The 20,127-nt window shown below is 48.2% G+C and carries 20 protein-coding genes and 1 pseudogene; 8 read left to right on the plus strand and 13 right to left on the minus strand.

Features of this window, described 5'->3' with window-relative positions:
• Window positions 1-503 (minus strand): annotated as a pseudogene (cca, locus tag A3750_RS06580) (multifunctional CCA tRNA nucleotidyl transferase/2'3'-cyclic phosphodiesterase/2'nucleotidase/phosphatase); the annotation flags it as partial.
• A 13-nt stretch (window positions 504-516) separates the two neighbouring features.
• A complete protein-coding gene (gene traF / locus A3750_RS06585; protein WP_068454755.1) occupies window positions 517-1,800 on the minus strand; it encodes a conjugal transfer protein TraF in 1,284 nt (427 codons plus the stop codon).
• 265 nt (window positions 1,801-2,065) lie between these two features.
• Here traF and A3750_RS06590 point away from each other — a divergent pair, with 265 nt between their 5' ends.
• Complete coding sequence (locus tag A3750_RS06590; protein ID WP_082863145.1) at window positions 2,066-2,596, plus strand: LPP20 family lipoprotein; 531 nt, start codon at window positions 2,066-2,068, stop codon at window positions 2,594-2,596.
• A 10-nt stretch (window positions 2,597-2,606) separates the two neighbouring features.
• Window positions 2,607-3,812: a flagellar assembly protein T N-terminal domain-containing protein gene (locus A3750_RS06595; protein WP_068454761.1), complete on the plus strand. Its 1,206-nt coding sequence runs from the start codon at window positions 2,607-2,609 to the stop codon at window positions 3,810-3,812.
• A 30-nt stretch (window positions 3,813-3,842) separates the two neighbouring features.
• Here the strand turns inward: A3750_RS06595 and A3750_RS06600 are convergent, their stop codons facing one another.
• From A3750_RS06600 to sufB, 8 genes are read right to left on the minus strand one after another with little or no spacing between them, the layout of a single operon-like run.
• Window positions 3,843-5,054 carry a phosphatidylserine/phosphatidylglycerophosphate/cardiolipin synthase family protein gene (locus A3750_RS06600; RefSeq protein ID WP_068454764.1) on the minus strand — a complete coding sequence of 404 codons (1,212 nt, stop codon included), beginning with the start codon at window positions 5,052-5,054 and terminating at the stop codon, window positions 3,843-3,845.
• 30 nt (window positions 5,055-5,084) lie between these two features.
• Window positions 5,085-5,543 (minus strand): SufE family protein, encoded by a 459-nt coding sequence (locus A3750_RS06605; protein ID WP_068454767.1) that lies wholly within the window; start codon window positions 5,541-5,543, stop codon window positions 5,085-5,087.
• A gap of 2 nt (window positions 5,544-5,545) precedes the next feature.
• The gene (gene sufT / locus A3750_RS06610) at window positions 5,546-6,094 is read right to left on the minus strand and encodes a putative Fe-S cluster assembly protein SufT (protein ID WP_068454770.1); all 549 of its coding nucleotides are present in this window, start codon (window positions 6,092-6,094) and stop codon (window positions 5,546-5,548) included.
• Window positions 6,095-6,097: 3 nt separating this feature from the next.
• Window positions 6,098-6,460, minus strand: coding sequence for an iron-sulfur cluster assembly accessory protein (locus tag A3750_RS06615; RefSeq protein WP_068454773.1), 363 nt, complete (start codon window positions 6,458-6,460; stop codon window positions 6,098-6,100).
• A 20-nt stretch (window positions 6,461-6,480) separates the two neighbouring features.
• Window positions 6,481-7,737: an aminotransferase class V-fold PLP-dependent enzyme gene (locus A3750_RS06620; RefSeq protein ID WP_068454776.1), complete on the minus strand. Its 1,257-nt coding sequence runs from the start codon at window positions 7,735-7,737 to the stop codon at window positions 6,481-6,483.
• A gap of 14 nt (window positions 7,738-7,751) precedes the next feature.
• Window positions 7,752-9,014 carry a Fe-S cluster assembly protein SufD gene (gene sufD / locus A3750_RS06625; RefSeq protein WP_068454779.1) on the minus strand — a complete coding sequence of 421 codons (1,263 nt, stop codon included), beginning with the start codon at window positions 9,012-9,014 and terminating at the stop codon, window positions 7,752-7,754.
• 3 nt (window positions 9,015-9,017) lie between these two features.
• The gene (gene sufC / locus A3750_RS06630; RefSeq protein WP_068454782.1) at window positions 9,018-9,776 is read right to left on the minus strand and encodes a Fe-S cluster assembly ATPase SufC; all 759 of its coding nucleotides are present in this window, start codon (window positions 9,774-9,776) and stop codon (window positions 9,018-9,020) included.
• Window positions 9,777-9,833: 57 nt separating this feature from the next.
• The gene (gene sufB, locus A3750_RS06635) at window positions 9,834-11,282 is read right to left on the minus strand and encodes a Fe-S cluster assembly protein SufB (protein ID WP_068454786.1); all 1,449 of its coding nucleotides are present in this window, start codon (window positions 11,280-11,282) and stop codon (window positions 9,834-9,836) included.
• 304 nt (window positions 11,283-11,586) lie between these two features.
• Between sufB and A3750_RS06640 the strand changes: the two genes are divergently transcribed.
• Together A3750_RS06640 and A3750_RS06645 are read left to right on the plus strand one after the other, a co-directional pair.
• The gene (locus tag A3750_RS06640) at window positions 11,587-12,735 is read left to right on the plus strand and encodes an HD-GYP domain-containing protein (protein ID WP_068454791.1); all 1,149 of its coding nucleotides are present in this window, start codon (window positions 11,587-11,589) and stop codon (window positions 12,733-12,735) included.
• Window positions 12,736-12,752: 17 nt separating this feature from the next.
• Window positions 12,753-13,706 carry a homoserine kinase gene (locus A3750_RS06645; protein ID WP_068454794.1) on the plus strand — a complete coding sequence of 318 codons (954 nt, stop codon included), beginning with the start codon at window positions 12,753-12,755 and terminating at the stop codon, window positions 13,704-13,706.
• Window positions 13,707-13,730: 24 nt separating this feature from the next.
• Here A3750_RS06645 and A3750_RS06650 read toward each other — a convergent pair whose 3' ends face one another.
• Both A3750_RS06650 and A3750_RS06655 read right to left on the minus strand, forming a co-directional pair.
• Window positions 13,731-14,168 carry a hypothetical protein gene (locus A3750_RS06650; protein WP_068454797.1) on the minus strand — a complete coding sequence of 146 codons (438 nt, stop codon included), beginning with the start codon at window positions 14,166-14,168 and terminating at the stop codon, window positions 13,731-13,733.
• Window positions 14,169-14,176: 8 nt separating this feature from the next.
• Window positions 14,177-15,079: a LysR substrate-binding domain-containing protein gene (locus tag A3750_RS06655; RefSeq protein ID WP_068454800.1), complete on the minus strand. Its 903-nt coding sequence runs from the start codon at window positions 15,077-15,079 to the stop codon at window positions 14,177-14,179.
• A 168-nt stretch (window positions 15,080-15,247) separates the two neighbouring features.
• On the opposite strand from A3750_RS06655, the gene A3750_RS06660 reads away from it, so the two are divergent.
• Window positions 15,248-15,850 carry an FMN-dependent NADH-azoreductase gene (locus tag A3750_RS06660; RefSeq protein WP_156492352.1) on the plus strand — a complete coding sequence of 201 codons (603 nt, stop codon included), beginning with the start codon at window positions 15,248-15,250 and terminating at the stop codon, window positions 15,848-15,850.
• A gap of 94 nt (window positions 15,851-15,944) precedes the next feature.
• On the opposite strand, the gene A3750_RS06665 is transcribed toward A3750_RS06660, so the two are convergent.
• Window positions 15,945-17,135 (minus strand): thiolase family protein, encoded by a 1,191-nt coding sequence (locus A3750_RS06665; RefSeq protein WP_068454803.1) that lies wholly within the window; start codon window positions 17,133-17,135, stop codon window positions 15,945-15,947.
• A gap of 236 nt (window positions 17,136-17,371) precedes the next feature.
• On the opposite strand from A3750_RS06665, the gene A3750_RS06670 reads away from it, so the two are divergent.
• From A3750_RS06670 to A3750_RS06680, 3 genes are all read left to right on the plus strand, one after another.
• On the plus strand, window positions 17,372-18,496 hold the full coding sequence (locus A3750_RS06670; protein WP_068454807.1) for a phosphoserine transaminase: 1,125 nt from the start codon (window positions 17,372-17,374) through the stop codon (window positions 18,494-18,496).
• 95 nt (window positions 18,497-18,591) lie between these two features.
• Window positions 18,592-19,188: a LemA family protein gene (locus tag A3750_RS06675; protein WP_068454810.1), complete on the plus strand. Its 597-nt coding sequence runs from the start codon at window positions 18,592-18,594 to the stop codon at window positions 19,186-19,188.
• A gap of 26 nt (window positions 19,189-19,214) precedes the next feature.
• Window positions 19,215-20,127 (plus strand): M48 family metalloprotease (locus tag A3750_RS06680; RefSeq protein ID WP_156498463.1); only part of this gene is annotated, 913 nt, incomplete at its 3' end.

The following is a 20,127-nucleotide window of genomic DNA, read 5'->3' on the forward strand; positions in this document are numbered from 1 at the left end:
TCTGGCGCGATAGAAAAACCCAGAGGGGCAAAACGTGCGCTGAAACGCGCAATGCGCAGAATGCGTAGGGGGTCTTCCATGAAGGCGGGTGAAACATGGCGCAGGATTCGGGCTTCTAGATCAGCTTTGCCGCAGAATGGGTCAATCAATTCCCCGTTTTTAGAGCGTGCCATTGCATTGATGGTCAGATCGCGGCGCTCCAGGTCTTGCTCGAGGGTAACGCTGCTATCAAAGTCACAAACGAAACCGTGATAGCCCCGACCTCGTTTGCGTTCGGTACGCGCGAGTGCATATTCTTCTTTTGTCTCGGGGTGGAGGAATACAGGGAAGTCTGCGCCAACCTGTTGGTAGCCGGCTTTCGTCATCTGCTCCGGCGTTGCGCCGACGATCACCCAGTCATGGTCTTTTATCGGTGTATTGAGTAGTTCATCTCGCACAGCGCCACCGACCACATATACGGTGCCGGGGGTGTCGATAAAAGGAAAGTGTGTTGGCTGAAGCATGCGCCTAGCTTAGCTAAAACGCATAACCAATACCAATGGTACCGCCGAGTTCAACTTCGTTCACCATTGCGGCAGCTTCGATGCTCAAGCCATGAGGTTGGTACATAAAGCCGCCAGTTAGGATGGCTTTGTCTTTTGCCGCTTCTGAAGTCTGCGCTAAGTTAAATCGCATGCCTGCTCTTAGATGAAAGTCGTCGCGCAAATAGTACTCTCCGCCCATGCTTAAGAAGCGCGTCAAACCTTCAAAGTCATAAACTTCGTTTTCGGTGAGATCGATATCCATCGTGAGCATATAGTTCTGGCGGTAATGCGCCACACCAAACTGGTAAAGCGCCTGCACAGCGCGCGCTGTTCCTGGGTAGGTTATAAAGAAGTTGCCCACGGGATGATAAGGCGTAAAGTCGGTTGGTATCATGTTCATGCCAACAAGCGAGAAGATCCATTCTCCATCCAGAAGTGGGCCAGACATACCAAGCTCTTCGCGCATAAACGACTCAGTCATCAGCATTGAGAAGCCAAGATCGACGTTCCACTCTAGAAAGTCATTGCTAACGCGTTTATCTGGCGGATTCTCAGGATCGTAATCTAAGACGCGTTCTCCGCGATGAGAGCCACGTATCTCCATTAGCTTGGGCGTGAATCCCCACGATATTGGCATGTTGTAAGAGATGACGTTCGTTGTTGCGACGGTGACACCAAACTCGCTGATATCAACGTAGGTGTTATCGACCGTCGAGACCATTGAGTCCTCTAAGCTGCCGACTCTCGAGATACCATTATTCGCCTCATAGATTAGCTCTCCAAGTAAGGCTTCGTCTCGATTTCGAATCACGGTCATTTCGCGAATATCCCTTCGGGTATAAAAATTGAGCGTGACCGGGTCAGTATCAATTAAGAGGCTGAATAACGAGGTTTCGTCTTTTCGATAACTCTCCATATTCAGGTCTCGTAAGCTTTCTCGAACCCGTATAGCGTTATCTGCTGTAGCGTTATTGTCATAATCCTCAACGACGTTGCTATCTTGAAATTCGAGAAGGTTGTTATCCCAGTCGGTGTTGTATAGCTCTCGAGCACCGAACGATGCGCTAGCGAATAATCTGTCTGGGTTGCTCCCTCTGTTAAAAGCAATCAGTGCGGGGTTATGGTAAGACGCGTTGAATTTGGTTGCAGCAGCGGCGCCAGTGCCACCCATTGCCATTGAGCGGGGGTCGAGCATTGTGCGATAGCCTGCGAAGGCTTGTGCACCGATACAGAGGCTGAGGAAGAAAAATAGACCTCTGACAAATCCGGTTTGCATATAGGATGACTTCCAAGTAATTCTGAAAAAACGATCAACTCTGCAGATTGTATCTAAATGTTGTCGAGTACAAAGACATCTGCGTCACGAATTCGCAATTACCTTTTGAGATGTGCCCGGTTTTGCGGGCTATAAAGCGGCAAGGCTTCTCCTAAAATTGGTGGCATGGAATTTGAATCACCACTGGATACTTAAGTCGATGATCGCCCTCTGACGTGCCGTTTGGAGTGAGCATCATATCGCGTCAAGATTCGGAGTTTTCTTAATGTCTAGGTACAGATACTTTTCGTTCATGATCGTTGCGCTTGCTTTTCTTTGGCCTTTTCCATTGTTAGCCGAGTCGGAAGAGGAGGGGGTTGAAGCAAAGCCGCCTGTTACTCTTCAGGCAACCGGCTATGCATTTTATCAGGCAACCGAGGATGGTAAGGCCGATCCGAAGCGTCTGCTGGCGATTCGGGCTTCAAAGCTTGATGCATACCGAAATCTTGCTGAACGCGTTTATGGGCTTTCGCTCGCGGGAAGCTCGTCGGTGACCGATTTTGAGCTGCAAAGCGACAGTTATTCCACACAAATCGAGACGGTAATTCGTGGGGCTCGAGTGGTGTCGATTGTCGAAAATGAAAAGACGGGTATTGAAACGGTACTTGAATTGTCCCTGCCGGGTAACTTCATCGATTGCATAAACAACGTCAATAGTTTCAAAGCGAGTGCCGATTGTATTCGTCCGATACCAGAGGCTGGCTCGCCCAGTCGTGTTAGTCGAGCTCCGATGAGTCGACAATATCACTTGAATTAGGAGGCGCGCCATGAAACCTATGCTGTCATTTTTATGTCTCATTGCGGTTATGTTTGCTGCGAGTTTTTCTGCGCATTCCGAGTGGATCGAAGTGACTGGCTCTGCCTCAACCAAAGATGTCAGTTACGCGGAGGCCCGAGAGGCGGCGCGTCTAGACGCATTGCGTCAAGCCATGCTTGAGTTTGGTGTTCGTTTGTCGAGCCATCAATCGTTGAAAAATGGCGTTTTAGTGAGTGATGAATTGAACGCCGATAGTCAGGTTAGTGTTCGGCGCGAACAAATTCTTGAAGAAAACGTAAACGAAGAGACGATCAGTATTCGCTATGCTGCTGATCTAGAGCGCGTTCCAGAGTGTCCAGGATCAGATGCAGGAAAGTATAAGAAATCACTGGCACTTCTCGGTTTTAATCTTCAGGTTCCAGGGCAGGCGAGTATTGGTGGCTTGAATGGAATAGAGCATGGTCTCACGAGTGCGTTGGCGGAGTCTTTGTCTGCGCATGAGTCAATGGTGTTGTTTGAACGCGGTTACGATGCACCGTTTGCGGATGCGTATAATGCGCCTACCTCTTTGGATGGGCAGCGTATGCTGACTCAAGCCATGACGTATGCGAAACAATTGAATGTTCAGTTCGTCGTTTCTGGTGTGGTAAGAGATCTTGGCTTGGTTAACCCGAAAGCCTATTCCACGTCATTGTGGAGGCGTAGCATTAAATTTTTTGCTCAGGCGAATGAGCGTCGACGGTTTTCGGTTGATCTGTTTGTTCATGATGGCTTGAGTGGAGAATTAATTTGGCAGAGCAATTTTGCGACCGAAGGCGCCTGGACAGTCGGTATCGAAGAGCAGGTTGGCTTTGGTTCTCAAGTGTTCTGGAAAATGGGTTATGGGCAAGCGGTTGCCGCTTTGCTCGATGATATGGCTTACTCTCTCGATCAACAGCTGCGTTGTCAGCCGTTTATGACGCGTATTGCGCGTGTTGATGGGAAAATCTTGCACTTTGGTTCCGGCGCGAGTTCAGGTCTAAAACCCGGGGATAAACTGAGTGTTTATCGTAGCTATAATTATCATGATGCTTTTCAGCGAACGGGGATCGAGTTGAACAATACCAAGACCGTATTAACGGTCTCGCAGGTGCATCCGAACTTTGCCAGCGGTACGGTCAATATTGATCCGGGACGGGTAAACATTCAGCAGGATGATGTGTTGATTATTTGGTAGTTAAATGTGTGTCTTTGGGCGGCGAGTGCGCTAAAGCCAGCGACCGAATAAGAGTAGGATCACCGCTCCGAGTAACAAGCGCCACGTTTTCTTCTTGCCTAAATCTTCCAGCCTTTGTTCCGTTGACTGCGCAATATCGGACTCAAAATCTTGCAATAATTGCGCGCGTGCATCGTCCGTTTGAACAATGTAATCGACTTCAAGATCGTGCCGGAAACTTCGGTGATTTAAGTTGCTCGAGCCGATCGTGCACCAATCATCTATGACAATCGTCTTTGCGTGTAACATGGCAGGAGTGTATTCGTATATTTTTGCGCCTGCGCTTAATAGAACGCGATAAAAGTATGCCGCCACCCAAGGCATAAAGAATACATCTGATTCTTCGGGCAAAATAATGCTAACGCGAACGCCTTTTTTGGCGGCACCGACTAAGGCGCGGAGTAGTGTATTCTCTGGTACGAAGTAAGCATTAGTGATGAGTATTCGCTGTTTTGCTCCCCATATTTTTGACAGTAAAAGATGATCATGATGATTCCGTAAAGTGCGGGTGTAGTTGAGCAAGAAATTGGAGTTCATCGCTTTTTTTGAAATGACCCGCCTTACTTTTCGCTTCGAGTAGTTCCAACTGGCCTCAAAGGCCTGCTCAATCGGTTTTAGTGAAGCCCCCTGAACATGTAGCGCAGTATCGCGCCAATTTTGACCGCCATGATCTGTATGCAGATGGCTGTTGCTCACATTGATGCTGCCCATGAACAAGTGTTGGTGGTCTATGACGATTGTTTTTCTATGATTGCGTTTGTTGATAGCCAGTAAGAGAAAGAACCATTTTCGGAGGCCGTGTGTGTGCGTGACAGAATAGCGCCAATGTTCCAGATTCCATGGCAGCGGTTTGTGGATACGCACATCGACGCCGTGGGCAACCAGATCGCGGGCTGTGCTCTCAAAGTCGTGACTGATCCCGTAGCCATCTGTGAGAAGTCTTACAGTAAGACCTCGTTGAGCTGCGTGCTTTAGTGCCTCAGAAACGTGCTTGCCTAGGTGCTTGGATTCGTAAATATACACCTCCATGTCGATTTGAAATCGCGCATGCTCCATGCAGTGCTTGAGCGCTTTAAAGTACGACTCAGCATCGCTGAAGACGTTTTCAATTAGCGGGGCGGTCTGTTCAGCAGGATAGGGGGCGTGGTGTGAGGACTCCGCTTTCGCGGATGAGGAGTGATGAATTGAATCCTTATCGATCATTCTAGTCACCTACTCCTTGCCTAGGAACGGCTATTGGTATTTTTCAGCCGCTTGTTTGATCAGTTCCAGCATGGCTCTGAGTCCATTACCTCTCGATGGGCTAATATGTCGCATGAGATCTATCTTCTCAAAGCTGGCTTCGACATCCATGGATAGAATATCTTGGGGGGTTTTTGCATTTAGTGTTGCTAACACGATCGCAGCGAGCCCTTTAACGATGATCGCATCGCTATCAATCATGAGATACAGCTTTTTGCTTTCTGCATCATAGTGATGGATTAGCCACACTTGGCTTTGACATCCGTGCACATAATTTTCTTCGACTCGCTGTGAGTCCGGAAACTCAGGCAATGATTTGCCAAGGTCAATGATGTAGCCGTAGCGCTCCTCCCAGTCATCTAAGAACTCAAAGGCATCAATCACGTCTTCGATGGTCGTTGTTGAACCTAAAGGGTTTGCTTTAAATGTTTCGAGAGTAGGGAGGCTCATGCTTATAAAAGTCCTAGTTCCAATTTTGCTTCGTCCGATAGCATGTCGTTATTCCAAGGAGGGTCAAAAACCAAATCTACCTCTACGCGACTGACATTTGGCACTCGAGCCACATAATGACGCACATCATCGACGATAACGGGGCCCATGCCGCAACCCGGCGCCGTTAATGTCATCGTGATGAACACGTCATACTTGCTTGCGTCTTGCTCATTTTGTTTGACCTTACAATTGTAGATCAGTCCAAGCTCTACAACGCTAACTGGGATTTCTGGGTCGTATACTTGGTTTAGAGCGGCCCATACCTGCTCTTCACTGACCGAGCCGTCTTCTGGTGCTGCCACCTCTTCATAGACGACCGTTTTGCCTAATGCGTCGGCATCGCGGCCTTCAATTCGGGCAAGATTGCCATTTACAGAGACGGTAAAGGTGCCACCCAAAGATTGGGTGATGGTGACAAAGGTGTCTTTTGGAATGGAGATTTCTGTGCCTGCAGGAACAATGCGCGCGGCTATTTCGCGTTTTGTCACTACTACTTCGCGTTCAGCCATTAATTACGCTTCCTCTGTTACGGAAAAGCTCTCGCCACAACCGCATTCGCCTGTCACGTTAGGGTTTCTGAATTGGAACATGCTGTTCAAGCCAACTTTGATAAAGTCGACTTCAGTACCTGCCAGAACGGCTAAGTCTTTAGCTGGGACTGAGACGCTGACACCATGCTGTTCAAACTGAACATCTCCTTCGGCCGGCGTATCAACAAGCTCTGTCTCGTACATATAGCCTGAGCAACCGCTCGTTTGGAGGTAGAGGCGAAAAAGTTTGTCTCCGCCGCTTTTCTCGATTTCTTTAGCGATGTGTGTGCAAGCTGCTTCAGAAAACGAAACAGATTGATTTGGCTCAAATGTCGCAATACTCATAACTGATTCTCAGATCTTAACTAAGCGAACATTCGCTTTATTTTAGCGAGTGCTTTAAATAATTGGTCTACTTCTTCGTGTGTGTTGTAGAACGCGAATGAGGCGCGCGCACAACCGGGCAAGCCATAAAAATCCATCAACGGCATAGCACAATGGTGTCCTGTGCGAATGCCAATCCCTTGTTGATCCAGCAGCATGCCTATATCGCTAGGGTGAAGCCCATCTATCTTAAATGACATGACAGGCACTTTGTTTTCAGCCGTGCCGATCATCGACATGCCGTCGATGCCTGACATTTGCTGCAAGGCATTTTCAAGCAACTCGTTTTCATGCTTTTCAAGCGCCAGTCGATCATGGGCGTTCAGGTAGTCAATGGCGCTCGCAAGGCCAACAGATTCGCCTATGGCGGGTGTTCCGGCTTCGAATTTGTAAGGTAGTTTGTTGAAGGTCGTTCCCTCAAAACTAACACGTTCGATCATCTCACCACCGCCTTGATAGGGTGGCATGGCTTCTAGCTGTTCTCGCTTCCCATACAACACACCGATCCCGGTTGGGCCGAATAATTTATGCGATGAGAACGCGTAAAAGTCACAATCTAAATCTTGTACATCGACTGAGAAATGCGGCGTCGCCTGTGCGCCATCAATCACAGTAATGACCTCTGCCGCTCTAGCCTTGGCAATCATGTCTTTTACTGGGTTTATCGTACCTAGAACATTAGACACGTGCGTGCATGCAAGGATTCGGGTTTTGGCGCTAAGTAACTGTTCGAAGCCGTTCGAAATGAGTTCTCCAGCTTGGTTTATTTCCCAAACTTTGACGACCGCACCAGTCCGCTCTGCAAGCATTTGCCACGGTACAATATTGGCATGATGCTCCATTCGGGTAACGATGATTTCATCGCCTTCGCTTAGTCGGTCGGCCAAACCATTGGCGACCAAATTAATTGCTTCGGTGGTGCCTTTTGTCCAAATGATCTCTTCGCGTTCGCGAGCGTTGAGAAAAGCGCGTACTTTATCGCGAGCGCCTTCAAACGAAGCGGTCGCTCGATCACCGAGCGTATGGGCGCCACGATGCACATTCGCGTTGTCCGAGTGGTAATAGGCGGTCATCGCGTCTATCACCGCACTCGGTTTTTGAGCGCTCGCAGCACTATCTAAATAGATAAGCGGATTCTTGCCGATACTCTGTTCCAGGATCGGGAAGTCTCGTCGCGCAGCGTTGGCTAGACTTGAGTTTTCGCTTACGCCAAAAGCTGATGAGCTTGATGCACGCATTAAATCACCCTTCGCTATTTCTCTTGGAAGCTAAGAAGTTGAGAAAGGCTCTCTTCCCAGCGTTTTGCTAGATCTTCAATAGGGACGGCACGAACAAGTTCAAGTACGAAGCCAAGCGTTAGCATTTGCCGCGCTTGATCATCGCTCAAACCACGTGTCTTCAAATAGTACACTTCTTTCTCGTTTAGCTGGCCGATCGTTGCGCCGTGCGCACACTTTACATCGTCTGCGTAAATCTCTAACTCTGGCTTTGTGTCAATTGCGGCACTGTTTGAGAGAAGAAGGTTGCGATTGTTCATTTCGCCAAGAGTTTTCTGGGCATCCTTGTGGATATGAATTCTGCCGTTGAAAACAATGTGAGACTTATCATCAGCAATGCAGCGATAGTTTTCTTCGCTGGTGCAGTTGGAGGCGATATGTTCGATGTTCGTATGATTATCAAAATGCTGTTTTTCTTTGGTGACAACCACGCCGTTTAACTCGCAGTGCGCGCCCGGCTCGGTCATCAGTACATGCAGATCATGTCGCCCCATACCTGCGCCTAAGCACAGCGAGTCGCTTTCAAATACAGCATCGCGCTTGAGGATAGCTCGTGTTGCGGTGGCTAGCTTGTAGAAATCTGCAATTGGATTCATACGCAAGTAATTTAATTTTGCGTTTGAAGAAACAAGCGCCGTCATCTGGTTTGAAACAAATGCGGTTTCCATATCCTCGATTTGATGCGCTTCTATGATTGTAGCCTGAGCGCTTTGTCCCATGTGTACAAACACACGAGGCGTGCTGAGGCCCGCCCCTGAGTGGATAAAGTTTAGTTGTATCGGCTGGGTTAGCGCTGTGTTTTTCGCGACATCGATAAAAATCGCATCATCAAACAAAGCGCCGTTGAGTTGCTCTAGTTCGCCTTGTTGATGGCCAACTGTATGCTCTTGAACCAATTTTGCCTGCACCGCATCGATCGCATCAAAACGTAGAACGCTGAGACCATCCAATGAAACGGCGTCAATGGATGATTGATCCACGATGCCGTTGAAAACGTTGATAACGACGGCATTGCTTACGGCTTCGATGTGGGATTGGCCGTCGCTTTTCTCACTTCGATTGAGCCTACTTAAATCACCAAGACGGCGATAAGAATACTTCCAGTTCTCCGTTTGTCGGGTTGGAAGATTTGCGCTGGCAAGCGTTGCCCGTGTGCTTGCCTGAATAGATGCAATCACCTCAGGGTGCGCATTCGACAATGCCTCATCAAGGATGCTTAAAGAACCAAACTGCGTCATGGATTAAGCCTCTGCTTCTTCGTCTATACCCAACCAGCCATAGCCTTTCTCTTCCAGTTCAAGAGCAAGCTCTTTACCGCCGGATTTAATAATCTTGCCACCAGAGAGCACGTGAACGTAGTCAGGCACGATGTAGTCGAGTAGGCGCTGATAGTGTGTCACCATCACAACGGCTCGCTCTGGTGAGCGAAGCGCATTAACGCCATCTGCGACAACGCGCAATGCGTCGATGTCTAGCCCCGAGTCGGTCTCGTCGAGAATGGCTAGCGAAGGTTCAAGCATTAGCATTTGCATGATTTCATTGCGTTTCTTCTCGCCGCCAGAGAAGCCTTCGTTTACGCCTCGTTTCAGGAACGATGGATCAAGATTCACTTGCTTGATTTTCTCTTTTGCAAGCTTCATAAATTCCGACGCGTTAATCTCATCCTGACCGCGATGTTGGCGAATATTATTGATGGCGGTGCGTAAAAACTGCAGATTACTGACGCCTGGGATTTCAACTGGATATTGGAATGCCAGAAAAACACCTTCTCGCGCACGCTCTTCTATCGATAACTCAAGAAGGTCTTGTCCTTTGTACGTTGCCGCACCGCCGGTAACTTCGTAAGCTTCGTTGCCTGCAAGAACCTGAGAAAGGGTACTTTTACCGCTCCCGTTTGGACCCATGATTGCGTGTACTTCGCCTGCTTTTACCTCAAGGTTTAGACCTTTTAGAATTTGCTTGTCTTCTACCGAGGCTTGTAAGTCTTTAATCTCTAACATGTGTACCTTTCCGCTTTGGTGCCCTGCCAATTTGCAACGCACAAGTCATTCATTTACTTAGCCGACGCTGCCTTCGAGGCTAACTTCGAGTAGGGCTGTTGCTTCTACCGCAAACTCCATAGGAAGCTCTTTAAACACCTCCTTACAGAAACCATTCACGATCATGGAAACTGCACGTTCAGCGTCAATCCCGCGCTGCTGACATAAGAACAATTGGTCATCGCTGACTTTTGAAGTCGTTGCTTCATGTTCCACGATGGCGCTCTTGTTCTTGTTTTCGATATACGGGAACGTGTGTGCACCACACTTGTCGCCGATGAGCAATGAGTCGCACTGTGTATAGTTGCGAGCACCCTCCGCACCGGGGCCGATTTTCACTAAGCCGCGATAGCTGCTGTCACTTTTTCCTGCTGAAATCCCTTTGGCAATGATTGTGCTCTTGGTGTTTTTGCCAAGGTGGATCATTTTAGTGCCGGTGTCGGCCTGCTGTGCGTTGTTGGTCAATGCAACTGAATAAAATTCGCCAACGCTGCCTTCGCCACGCAATATACAACTCGGGTATTTCCAGGTAATTGCCGAGCCTGTTTCAACCTGCGTCCAACTAATCTTGGAGTTGCGTCCAATGCACGAGCCACGCTTCGTCACAAAATTATAAATGCCACCACGGCCTTCTTCGTCGCCGGGATACCAATTTTGTACTGTCGAATACTTTATCTCCGCATCGTCCATCACCACGAGTTCGACGACGGCTGCGTGGAGCTGATTCTCATCCCGCATTGGTGCGGTACAGCCTTCAAGGTAGCTAACGTGGCTGCCTTCATCGGCAATAATCAATGTACGCTCGAATTGGCCGGTCTTTGCTTCGTTGATTCGGAAGTAAGTAGACAGCTCCAAAGGACAACGAACGCCCTTCGGTATGTACACAAATGAACCGTCTGAAAATACAGCCGAGTTGAGCGCTGCATAAAAGTTATCTTTTTGAGGAACCACTGAGCCGATGTATTTCTTGATCAGCTCGGGATGCTTATGCACCGCCTCGGAAATAGGGCAAAAAATAACGCCAGCTTCGGTTAACTTTTCTTTGAATGTCGTTGTTACCGAAACACTGTCGAACACCGCATCAACCGCTACGCCGGCAAGGCGCGCTCTTTCGTGCAAAGGAATCCCAAGCTTTTCATAGGTTTTGAGCAGCTCTGGATCGACTTCGTCCAAACTTTTCGGACCGTCGTCTTTCGACTTAGGCGCAGAGTAATAAGCAATTTCGTTAAAATCGATTTTCGGGAAATTAACATGTGCCCACTCTGGTTCATCCATTTCGAGCCAAGCACGATACGCCTTTAAACGCCACTCGAGCATCCACTCAGGTTCCTTCTTTTTTGCAGAAAGGCGGCGTATCACATCTTCGTTTAGACCAGGCTCAAACGTTTCCGATTCGATATCGGTAACGAAACCATGCTGGTACTCATTTTTGATAAGGTCTTTAACAGCTTTGTCAGATTCAGACATTCCAGACAGTGCTCTTTGTTGCGTGTGTATTGGTTGCTTCGCGGAACGAGTTAAGACAGCTCTACGAAACTTAAATCGGTAAAGCCTACTTTTGAACAGGCAAGGCCTAGTAAAGAGAGTACGGCATCCGACGAAAACGAGATTATATAATACCCCACTAAATTAGTCAGGTATTAATTTGCACGCTCTCCATCTGGATTGCTCAGGCTAAAAGTGTGCTCTGGCGCGCGATTTTATACTTTTGCGTGAAAAATTGCAGACTTGTTACGTAAGTTTTCAGAATCAAGCGCTTTTGCGACAAAGAATGCACATCCTTTTGCTACGCTTGATTGAATATATCGCTTTTAAGGGCATGGTGGTGCTAGGAGAGAATAACTACTGTAGTTATCAAGTTGAGGGATCGCAGGATAAATCCCATGAGCTTAGTGTGGATTTCGGGCTCAGGAAAAACAATCCGGAGCTCATCACGGTGAATGCTCCGTTTGAGAAAGAGATCCGGCGCGCTTATGCGCTAGCGGATGATCTCGTCTTAAGTGTGGATGAGCTTTATGCGCAGCTGCGAATCGGAAAACAAGTGGATCTTGAAAGCACGAGAGCGCTGCTTGCATCTTGTGCTCTTAGCATTGAGACGAACATGTATGCTTGGATGTTCCTCTGCCAAGTAAAAAATCCTGCCTCCTATCTTGTTGAGCATGCCTTCCGAACGGCGGCGTTATCGATGTGCCTTGGACTGAATCAGGGTTTAAAGCGTGCGGAGCTTGTTGAGCTGGGTCTTGCTGCCTTACTGAGCGATGTCGGCAAAATCATGATCCCGAGCGCGATCTTAGAAAAAGAAGGCGCGTTGAGTAGTGCCGAGTACGCAGTTATTAGGGTGCACCCGCTCGAGGGTCGAAAAATATTGCTTTCGCAGACCAACGCATCTCGAGAATTGATAGAAGTTGTGGTGTCACACCATGAGCAAATAGATGGTGAGGGCTATCCGGCGAAGCTTAAAGGCAATGAGATTCCCTTCTTCGCTCGACTTGTATCCATTGCTGACGCATTTGACGCTATGACTTCAGAACGAAGTTATGCGCCAGCCAGATCGATCCGCGATGCGAAGTCGATTCTTTGGGAATGTAAAGACAAGCAGTTTGATGCCGAGTTCGTGGATCGTTTCATTCTAATGTTGGGGGCCTTCCCTCCTGGTACCGAGGTTATGTTGGCAGACGCCGGCGCTGCTGTCGTGCTAGAGCCTTTCGAAAATTCAGCCACTGATTTTAAGGTTCTTTGTTATAAGCAGATCGCGAACCTCGATATTGATGTTGCGACTAAAGATGCGGACGCGGGTGATAAGCGGTATATTTCGTCTCTCGAGCCGCACGTTGTTTGCAACTTCCGACAGAGCGAGCTTCGTAAACAGCTTTCCTGGCAAAGCAGCGCGCATAAAGCCAAGAGCAAAATCAATAATTAGAGTCGAAATCGAGCCCTATGGCAGTTTTTACCCACGTCCTTGCTGCTGATCTAACAGCGATTCTTGAGCGATTCTCGCTCGGCAAATGTCTTCGGCTTGAGGGTATTAGTGCAGGTATCGAAAACACAAACTACTTTCTTGATACTCAGAAAAACGGTGACGTGACTTCTTGGGTCTTGACGGTTTTCGAAAATATGGCAGCTAGTGAGTTGCCGTTTTTTGTGGATCTGACTCGCCACCTTGCTGAGCAAGGCTTGAGCGTGCCCGCGCCTTTGGTTGACTCCTCTGGCAGGGCGCTTTTTCAGCTGCATGGTAAAGATGCGTTAATTGTTCCTTGTTTGAGCGGGCAGGCGAAAGACCAAGTGGATCTCAACAATTGCTTTGAAGTCGGTCGATGGCTAGGTTCAATGCATCACGCTGTTGGCACGTTTGGTGGGCATCGCCCTCTGGTCAGAGATCTTTCTTGGATGCAAGGGAAGCTGAACGCTTTGCGGGATTCTCATATCGCGCGAGACGATTTGGCGCTACTTGAGCGTTGTGTCGCGCGTTACGCTGACTATCGTCAGCAACTGGATGCTTGCCCAAAAGGGACGGTGCACGGTGATCTGTTCAAAGACAATGTTTTATTTGAAGGTGGCCGAGTATCAGGAGTGATTGATTTTTATCACGCTTGTACGGAGGGCTTGTTGTTTGATTTGGCGGTGTGCGCGAATGACTGGGTGACGAAGAGTGATGGACGCTACGATCGGGCCCTTATGTCGTCACTACTAGATGGATATAAAGCAGAACATGCTTGGAGCGATCAGGATGAACAGGCCTGGCCGCTATTTTTGGAGCTGGCTGCGTTGCGTTTCTGGATTTCTCGACTCGCCAGTAAATATCTTGCCAGTTATCAGCAAGAGAGTGTTGCGGGTGAAACGATCAAAAATCCCGACGAAATGCGTGGAATTCTTGAACACTTGCTTGCTTAGCGCTGCTTTTCTGAAGCTCGAACTTTATTCCTTGAATAGGGCATTAATGTCGGCATTGAAGCTGATATCTACCAGACGCCAACCATTCTGAGGTTGATAAAAATTGATTTCCCAAACGATGGCGGCTTGTTGGTACTTTAGTAAGTAGCGAGCTTTAAAGAAGTGATCGCCTATACTTTGCTCATCCAGCTTTGCATACGCTATCGGGTTGCCAGCGCTTGCGTTAATGCGTTTCATGTCGCTAATGATTTTTTGGGCTCGCTGGCTAAACTGCTCCGCATCAATCCCGAGGTATATCGATATCAGGTTGATCGCTGTTTCCGCATCACCCTTCGCTAGATTGGACATAAACAAGTCTGTTTCCTGAATGATTTTTTGCGTATTTGGCAGTGATTTTGCCAAAACAGTCGCGCTCGAGAACAGTGAAAATGCCAATATAAGAGCAAGACTAAGATGCTTCATGTTTATCCTTAAAGAGTAAGTTCTGAACTAAATAAATCGCGTAACTGTTTTAAACCTTTTCCACGATTGACTGTTTTCCAGGCTATATAGAGTGTACTAGGTGTGCTGTGTTTTTCGGTTAACTCAAGCTCAATTAGACTCCCTTCCTGTAAATCTTTTTCAATTAAGTGTCTTGGTAGGAAGCCAAGCCCTATGCCTGATAATTGCGCCAAGCGTTTACTATGACTGTTCGGGACATAAAAGTGTTTGTTTGAGTTGTGCAAGCCGCGTGACCAACTAACGGACTCTCGGGCAGAGTCATGGGTTACGACTCGTCTCTCATGTTCTAGTTGTTTGGGTGAAAACGGGCCTTTCTTTTTCGCGAGCGGATGGGTTGGGGCAACAACATAAGCTAACTCGAGATTGCCAATAGGTTCCGTTCTAATGCCTTTGTTGATAGGGATTGGCTCGACACCGCCGATAAGCAGGTCTACTTGATCTTGAATCAATGCCTCCCAAGAGCCGTTTAATGCCTCTTCTCGCACATCAATTTCGATGAGAGGGTGTTCATCCAAGAATTGCTTTAAGACGGCATAAACTGCCGGACGGTTGATAATGGTATCGATCGCGATGCGCAGTTTGCTTTCATAGCCGCGAGCGATGTTCTGTGTTTGTTCTGCCAAGCGTTCTACAGAGTTTAAAAGTTCTCGCCCCTGCTCAAGCAAGTAGCGGCCTGCGGGGGTAAGCACTGCACGGCGACCTTGTTTTTGAAAGAGGGTTACGTCTAGCTGTTCTTCGAGCTTTTGAACCACATAAGACAGAGCGGAAGGAACTTTATCGAGTTCCTCGGCTGCCGCTGCATAGCTGCCTCGGCGGTCTATCACATCAAGGACTTTGAGTGCCTCAATCGTAATAGGGCTGTTTAGATTCATGTGTGCGTGCTCGTGATGATTGTTCAAAAAAATTGATGATATAGAGCAAAAGTACCTTCTTATAAACGTTAGCGCAATCTTTATACTAGATCACATGGTTTAAGCGCATCGCGAGATTAAGATCTTGCTGATACAACATCATCATTAAGAAACAGGTAGGAGTTAATTGTGTCGTTAAATATTCTCTCATTGTCGGCAAGTGTTCAGGGTGATCAGTCAACAAGTCGTATGTTGGCAAATGAATTGATCACGAAATTAACGGAAAAGGCTGGGGCGGCAAAAGTATCTGAGCGCGACGTATCAAACAATGATATTGCGTTGGTGACAGGTGCGCATGTCGGCGCGTTCTACACGCCAGCCGAAGAGCGCAGTGATGAGCAAAACGCCTTGCTCGAGCAGAGCGATGCACTCCTAGCAGAACTCAAAGAAGCGAATACTTTAGTGGTGGCAACGCCGATGTATAACTTTGGTATTCCGGCATCGTTGAAGGCATGGGTTGATATGATTTGTCGCGTCGGTGAAACGTTTCGGTACACAGAGAATGGGCCGGAAGGGTTGTTGAATATCGACACTATGTATCTTGTAGTGGCGACGGGCGGAGCACCTGTAGGCAGTGCGGTTGATTTTGTCGTGCCTTATATGAAGCAAGTTGCGAGCTTTATAGGCATTGAGCATGTCGAAGTCATCGCAGCAGATCGAATGAATGTCGATGCAGATGCCTCGCTCAAGAAAGCGCGAGAAGAATTGTCAGAGATCGTACAAAAGGCGTGAATGCCATCGTTTAAGAAGCGAAGCACCTGTTGTCTTCTAACACAAAAAACCAGAGTGAAACATCGTTCACTCTGGTTTTTTGATCAAGCGCTAACTAGACAAGCTCTAGTGTAACAGCTGTCGCTTCACCGCCACCGATACACAAGCTAGCCAAACCTTTGGTTTTTCCTTCTTTCTTAAGAGCGTAGATCAGGGTCGCGATAATACGCGCACCAGATGCGCCAACAGGATGGCCCAGTGCTACTGCACCGCCATGAATGTTGATTTTTTCTGCAGGAATGTCGTGTGCGTTCATCGCCGTCATGGCTACCATTGCAAATGCTTCGTTAACTTCAAACAAGTCAACATCTGATGAGCTCCAGCCTGTTTTCTTTAGTACCTTCTCCATAGCACCACAAGGAGCGTGCGTGAATTTCGCAGGCGCTTCCGCATGCGATGCGGTCGCACGAATGACTGCCAGAGGGCTAAGGCCTTTCTCTTTTGCGACCTTGCCAGAGCAAAGAACAACCGCTGCCGCGCCGTCAGAGATGGCTGAAGAGTTGGCGGCTGTAACAACACCGTCTTTATCGAAAGCAGGGCGTAGTGAAGGAATCTTCTCAGGACGAGCTTGTCCAGGAAGCTCATCTTTATCAAAGATGACTTCACCTTTGCGTGATTTAACGCTGAATGGCGTGATCTCTTCTTTAAACCAGCCTTCATTGGTTGCTGCTTGGGCTCGCTCAAGAGAGCGTAAGGTGTACTCGTCCATCGCTTCTCGTGTAAGACCGTCTTCCTGACTGTTTTCGTCAGCAAACTTGCCCATCAACTTACCGGTGTATTTGTCTTCCAGGCCATCCCAGAACATATGGTCTAGCAATTCGCCATGCCCGAGGCGATAGCCCGTGCGTGCTTTCGGAACGATGTAAGGCGCAAGCGACATATTTTCCTGGCCACCAGCCACCATTAGTTCGCAGGATTCCGCTTTGATAGCATCAAACGCCTGCATGACGGCTTTCATACCAGAGCCACACATTTTGTTGATTGTGGTGGTCGGAACGCTTTCTGGAATGCCAGCACCTAGAGATGCCTGACGCGCCGGAGCCTGCCCTACGCCAGCAGGTAAAACATGACCCATGATGACTTCATCAATGTCTCCTACTGCGATGCCAGCTTGCTCAATGCTTGCTTTGATCGCGGCGGCACCCAGTTCAGGAGCTGGAACAGTGCTCAGGCTTCCGCCAAAGCTTCCCATTGCGGTACGTTTTGCTGCGACGATGACGACATCGTTATCTGAATATGCTGACATGTTTTTTCCTATACATCGGTTAGTGAATCGATCAGTCGATTAAATTTAGGCGCGTTAGTTTAAAGCAAGGCCTTTGTTGAGGTAAACAGTACATAAAGTATGCACGGGTTATGTTGGTTATATCTCTTGATTTCGGGGTTTGGTAGCGCTGTTTTATCAGTGACTTAATATAAAGCCGGTGATAGCATTGCCGACTTATTTTTGAGCCTTCAATTTGCGTCATCCGGAGTAAGAGCATGACTGGTTTCGACAAACCGAGCATTAAGCCCGCTAACCCTAATTTTTCATCTGGCCCCTGCAGTAAGCGTCCGGGTTACGATGTAAATAAGCTGGATGTTTCAACGCTTGGGCGTTCGCATCGTGCCGCGATTGGTAAAGATGCTCTCGGGCGTGCTTGCTCTGAAACAGCTCGCTTGCTTGGGCTTCCTGAAGGGTATCGCGTTGGAATCGTGCCGGCATCGGATACAGGCGCCGTGGAAATGGCTCTTTGGTCGTTGCTCGGTGCACGACCGGTTGATGTGTTTGCTTGGGAGTCGTTTGGTTCTACTTGGGTTGCCGACATTTTTAATCAACTCAAGCTTGAAGATGTGAATCACTATCATGCTGATTACGGTGTATTGCCGGATATGACGCAGGCGAACCCGAATCATGATGTCGTGTTTACATGGAATGGCACTACTGCAGGTGTAAAAGTGCCCAATGCAGATTGGATCGCCGACGATCGAGAAGGTTTAACGATCTGTGATGCCACCTCGGCGGTGTTTGCCATGGAGATGCCTTGGGAAAAGCTTGATGTTGTCACCTACAGTTGGCAGAAAGTACTCGGGGGAGAGGGTGCGCACGGTATGCTGATACTGAGTCCTAGAGCGGTGGCACGACTCGAGACATACACGCCAGCGTGGCCCCTGCCGAAGATCTTCCGAATGACCAAGAAGGGGAAGTTGATCGAAGGGATCTTCAGAGGCGAGACGATCAACACGCCTTCTATGCTCTGCGTTGCGGACTATCTGGACGCATTGCGTTGGGTGGATAGTCTGGGCGGCCTTACTGGAGCAATTGCGCGCTCAGAAGCGAATCTGGCTGCGATACAGGCTTTTGTTACTCAGCACGACTGGATTAACTTTCTAGCGAGAGATCCTGCAACGCTCTCAAATACGAGTGTCTGCTTGACGGTTGATGCGAGCCCGGAACAAGTAAAAGCGATGATTACGCTGCTGGCCGACGAAAATGTCGCGTTTGATATTGGCTCTTACCGAGACGCCCCGGATGGCCTGAGAATTTGGTGTGGTGCGACCGTGAATACCTCTGACGTCGAAGCCTTGATGCCTTGGCTTGCTTGGGCTTACGCGCAAGTCTTATAACCACAGACACAATAAACTGTAGATTTTTGTCAAACACCCGAGTAATTATTCAAATCTGTTCTAATCTTAGATAAGGCTATGATGGAGGAAGAGTAATGGAAGTCTCGACGATGATTTCTTGGATAGTGTTGGTATTCGTGGTGTTTTACATCGTCCGCATATACAACCTGCTTGTGGCGTATAAAAATCAGTATGAGAATGCATTCTCTCAAATCGAAGTGCAGCTCAAGCGGCGATATGACTTAATTCCTAATCTTGTTGAGGCAACTAAAGCCTATCTGACTCATGAGAAAGAAACGCTCGAAGCGGTGATTAGTGCACGAAATACGGCATTAGCGGGCTTGAAAGAAGCCTCTAAAAATCCAGCAAGTGCTTCTGCTTTGGGCAAGATTGCTTCTGGTGAGGGTATGTTGAAGTCGGCGCTTGGCGCACTCAATGTTGCAGTGGAGGCTTACCCTGAACTCAAAGCGAATCAAAATATCTCTGATTTAACTGAAGAGTTAACATCAACCGAGAACCGGGTTTCGTACTCTCGTCAGGCGTTCAATGATGCAGTGATGCAATTTAACGTTTATCGTCAAAGCTTCCCAAACAACTTTTTTGCACCCACTTTCGGGTTTCGAAGCGATGCTTCTCTTTTGGAGTTTGAGGACAGCGCTCAGATTCAACAGGCACCAAAAGTCAGCTTTTAGTCTTCACGGAGCCTTAAAGAGCAGCAATGAATTTCTATAAGGCTCAAGATTCAGCCCGAAAACAGAGCAAGCGGCTGGTTGTTCTGTTTTGTATTTCCGTCCTTACGCTCATCTTTCTTTCAAATCTATTATTTATTGCTTTCGCTTGGATCAGTGACTTCGGCAACATCGCAACGCTAAATCGTGTTGATGTCTCGAATGCGCCTCCGTTGCAAGCGGCCCTGATCATCATTGAGCGTTTCGGCTGGGGTAAAGTGGGCATGATTACGGCTATTATTGCGTCGGTGATTGGCGTCGCGACTTGGTCAAAATGGAGTGAACTGGCAAAAGGTGGCCATGTTGTTGCTGAAATGCTGGGTGGTTCGCTCATCGCCCCTGATTCAAAGGAGTCGCGAGAACGAAGACTTTTGAATGTTGTTGAGGAAATGGCGCTTGCCTCCCAGATGCTTGTACCGCCGGTCTACGTCCTGCGCAATGAATTGGGCATTAATGCCTTCGCCGCTGGTGTTTTCGCTGATGATGCTGTAATTGCCGTTAGCCAAGGTGCGCTTGAACAGTTAAACCGTGAACAGTTACAAGGCGTTGTCGCACATGAATTTAGCCACATTCTCAATGGTGACATGCGTTTGAATGTGCGCATCGTAGCAACCTTGCATGGTTTGTTGATGATCAACGAGACCGGTCGAATGCTTATGCATGCGGGCTCAATGAGGGGGCATCGGCGGCGTTTTGGTAGCGCTTCTTCTAGAGAGAAAAATGGTGGCGCTGCACTTATATTCATTGCAGGTCTTGCCGTTTGGTTGCTTGGCTCTATTGGTCAGTTTTTTGGTGCGGTAATCAAAGCTGCCCTAAGTCGTCAGCGAGAGTATTTGGCGGATGCCTCTGCGGTTCAGTTCACAAGAAACCCAGAGGGCATTGCTGGTGCGCTTCGTATTATCG

Source organism: Oleiphilus sp. HI0079, from assembly GCF_001635105.1.

Bases quoted from the DNA above. Each gene is read 5' to 3' on its own strand.
- sufC (WP_068454782.1), bottom strand. From the start codon at position 9,776: ATGTTAGAGATTAAAGACTTACAAGCCTCGGTAGAAGACAAGCAAATT.
- A3750_RS06640 (WP_068454791.1), top strand. From the start codon at position 11,587: ATGCACATCCTTTTGCTACGCTTGATTGAATATATCGCTTTTAAGGGC.
- A3750_RS06595 (WP_068454761.1), top strand. From the start codon at position 2,607: ATGAAACCTATGCTGTCATTTTTATGTCTCATTGCGGTTATGTTTGCT.
- A3750_RS06675 (WP_068454810.1), top strand. From the start codon at position 18,592: ATGGAAGTCTCGACGATGATTTCTTGGATAGTGTTGGTATTCGTGGTG.
- sufT (WP_068454770.1), bottom strand. From the start codon at position 6,094: ATGGCTGAACGCGAAGTAGTAGTGACAAAACGCGAAATAGCCGCGCGC.
- sufB (WP_068454786.1), bottom strand. From the start codon at position 11,282: ATGTCTGAATCTGACAAAGCTGTTAAAGACCTTATCAAAAATGAGTAC.
- traF (WP_068454755.1), bottom strand. From the start codon at position 1,800: ATGCAAACCGGATTTGTCAGAGGTCTATTTTTCTTCCTCAGCCTCTGT.
- A3750_RS06645 (WP_068454794.1), top strand. From the start codon at position 12,753: ATGGCAGTTTTTACCCACGTCCTTGCTGCTGATCTAACAGCGATTCTT.
- A3750_RS06655 (WP_068454800.1), bottom strand. From the start codon at position 15,079: ATGAATCTAAACAGCCCTATTACGATTGAGGCACTCAAAGTCCTTGAT.
- A3750_RS06670 (WP_068454807.1), top strand. From the start codon at position 17,372: ATGACTGGTTTCGACAAACCGAGCATTAAGCCCGCTAACCCTAATTTT.
- A3750_RS06590 (WP_082863145.1), top strand. From the start codon at position 2,066: ATGTCTAGGTACAGATACTTTTCGTTCATGATCGTTGCGCTTGCTTTT.
- A3750_RS06650 (WP_068454797.1), bottom strand. From the start codon at position 14,168: ATGAAGCATCTTAGTCTTGCTCTTATATTGGCATTTTCACTGTTCTCG.
- A3750_RS06620 (WP_068454776.1), bottom strand. From the start codon at position 7,737: ATGCGTGCATCAAGCTCATCAGCTTTTGGCGTAAGCGAAAACTCAAGT.
- sufD (WP_068454779.1), bottom strand. From the start codon at position 9,014: ATGACGCAGTTTGGTTCTTTAAGCATCCTTGATGAGGCATTGTCGAAT.
- A3750_RS06600 (WP_068454764.1), bottom strand. From the start codon at position 5,054: ATGATCGATAAGGATTCAATTCATCACTCCTCATCCGCGAAAGCGGAG.
- A3750_RS06615 (WP_068454773.1), bottom strand. From the start codon at position 6,460: ATGAGTATTGCGACATTTGAGCCAAATCAATCTGTTTCGTTTTCTGAA.
- A3750_RS06605 (WP_068454767.1), bottom strand. From the start codon at position 5,543: ATGAGCCTCCCTACTCTCGAAACATTTAAAGCAAACCCTTTAGGTTCA.
- A3750_RS06665 (WP_068454803.1), bottom strand. From the start codon at position 17,135: ATGTCAGCATATTCAGATAACGATGTCGTCATCGTCGCAGCAAAACGT.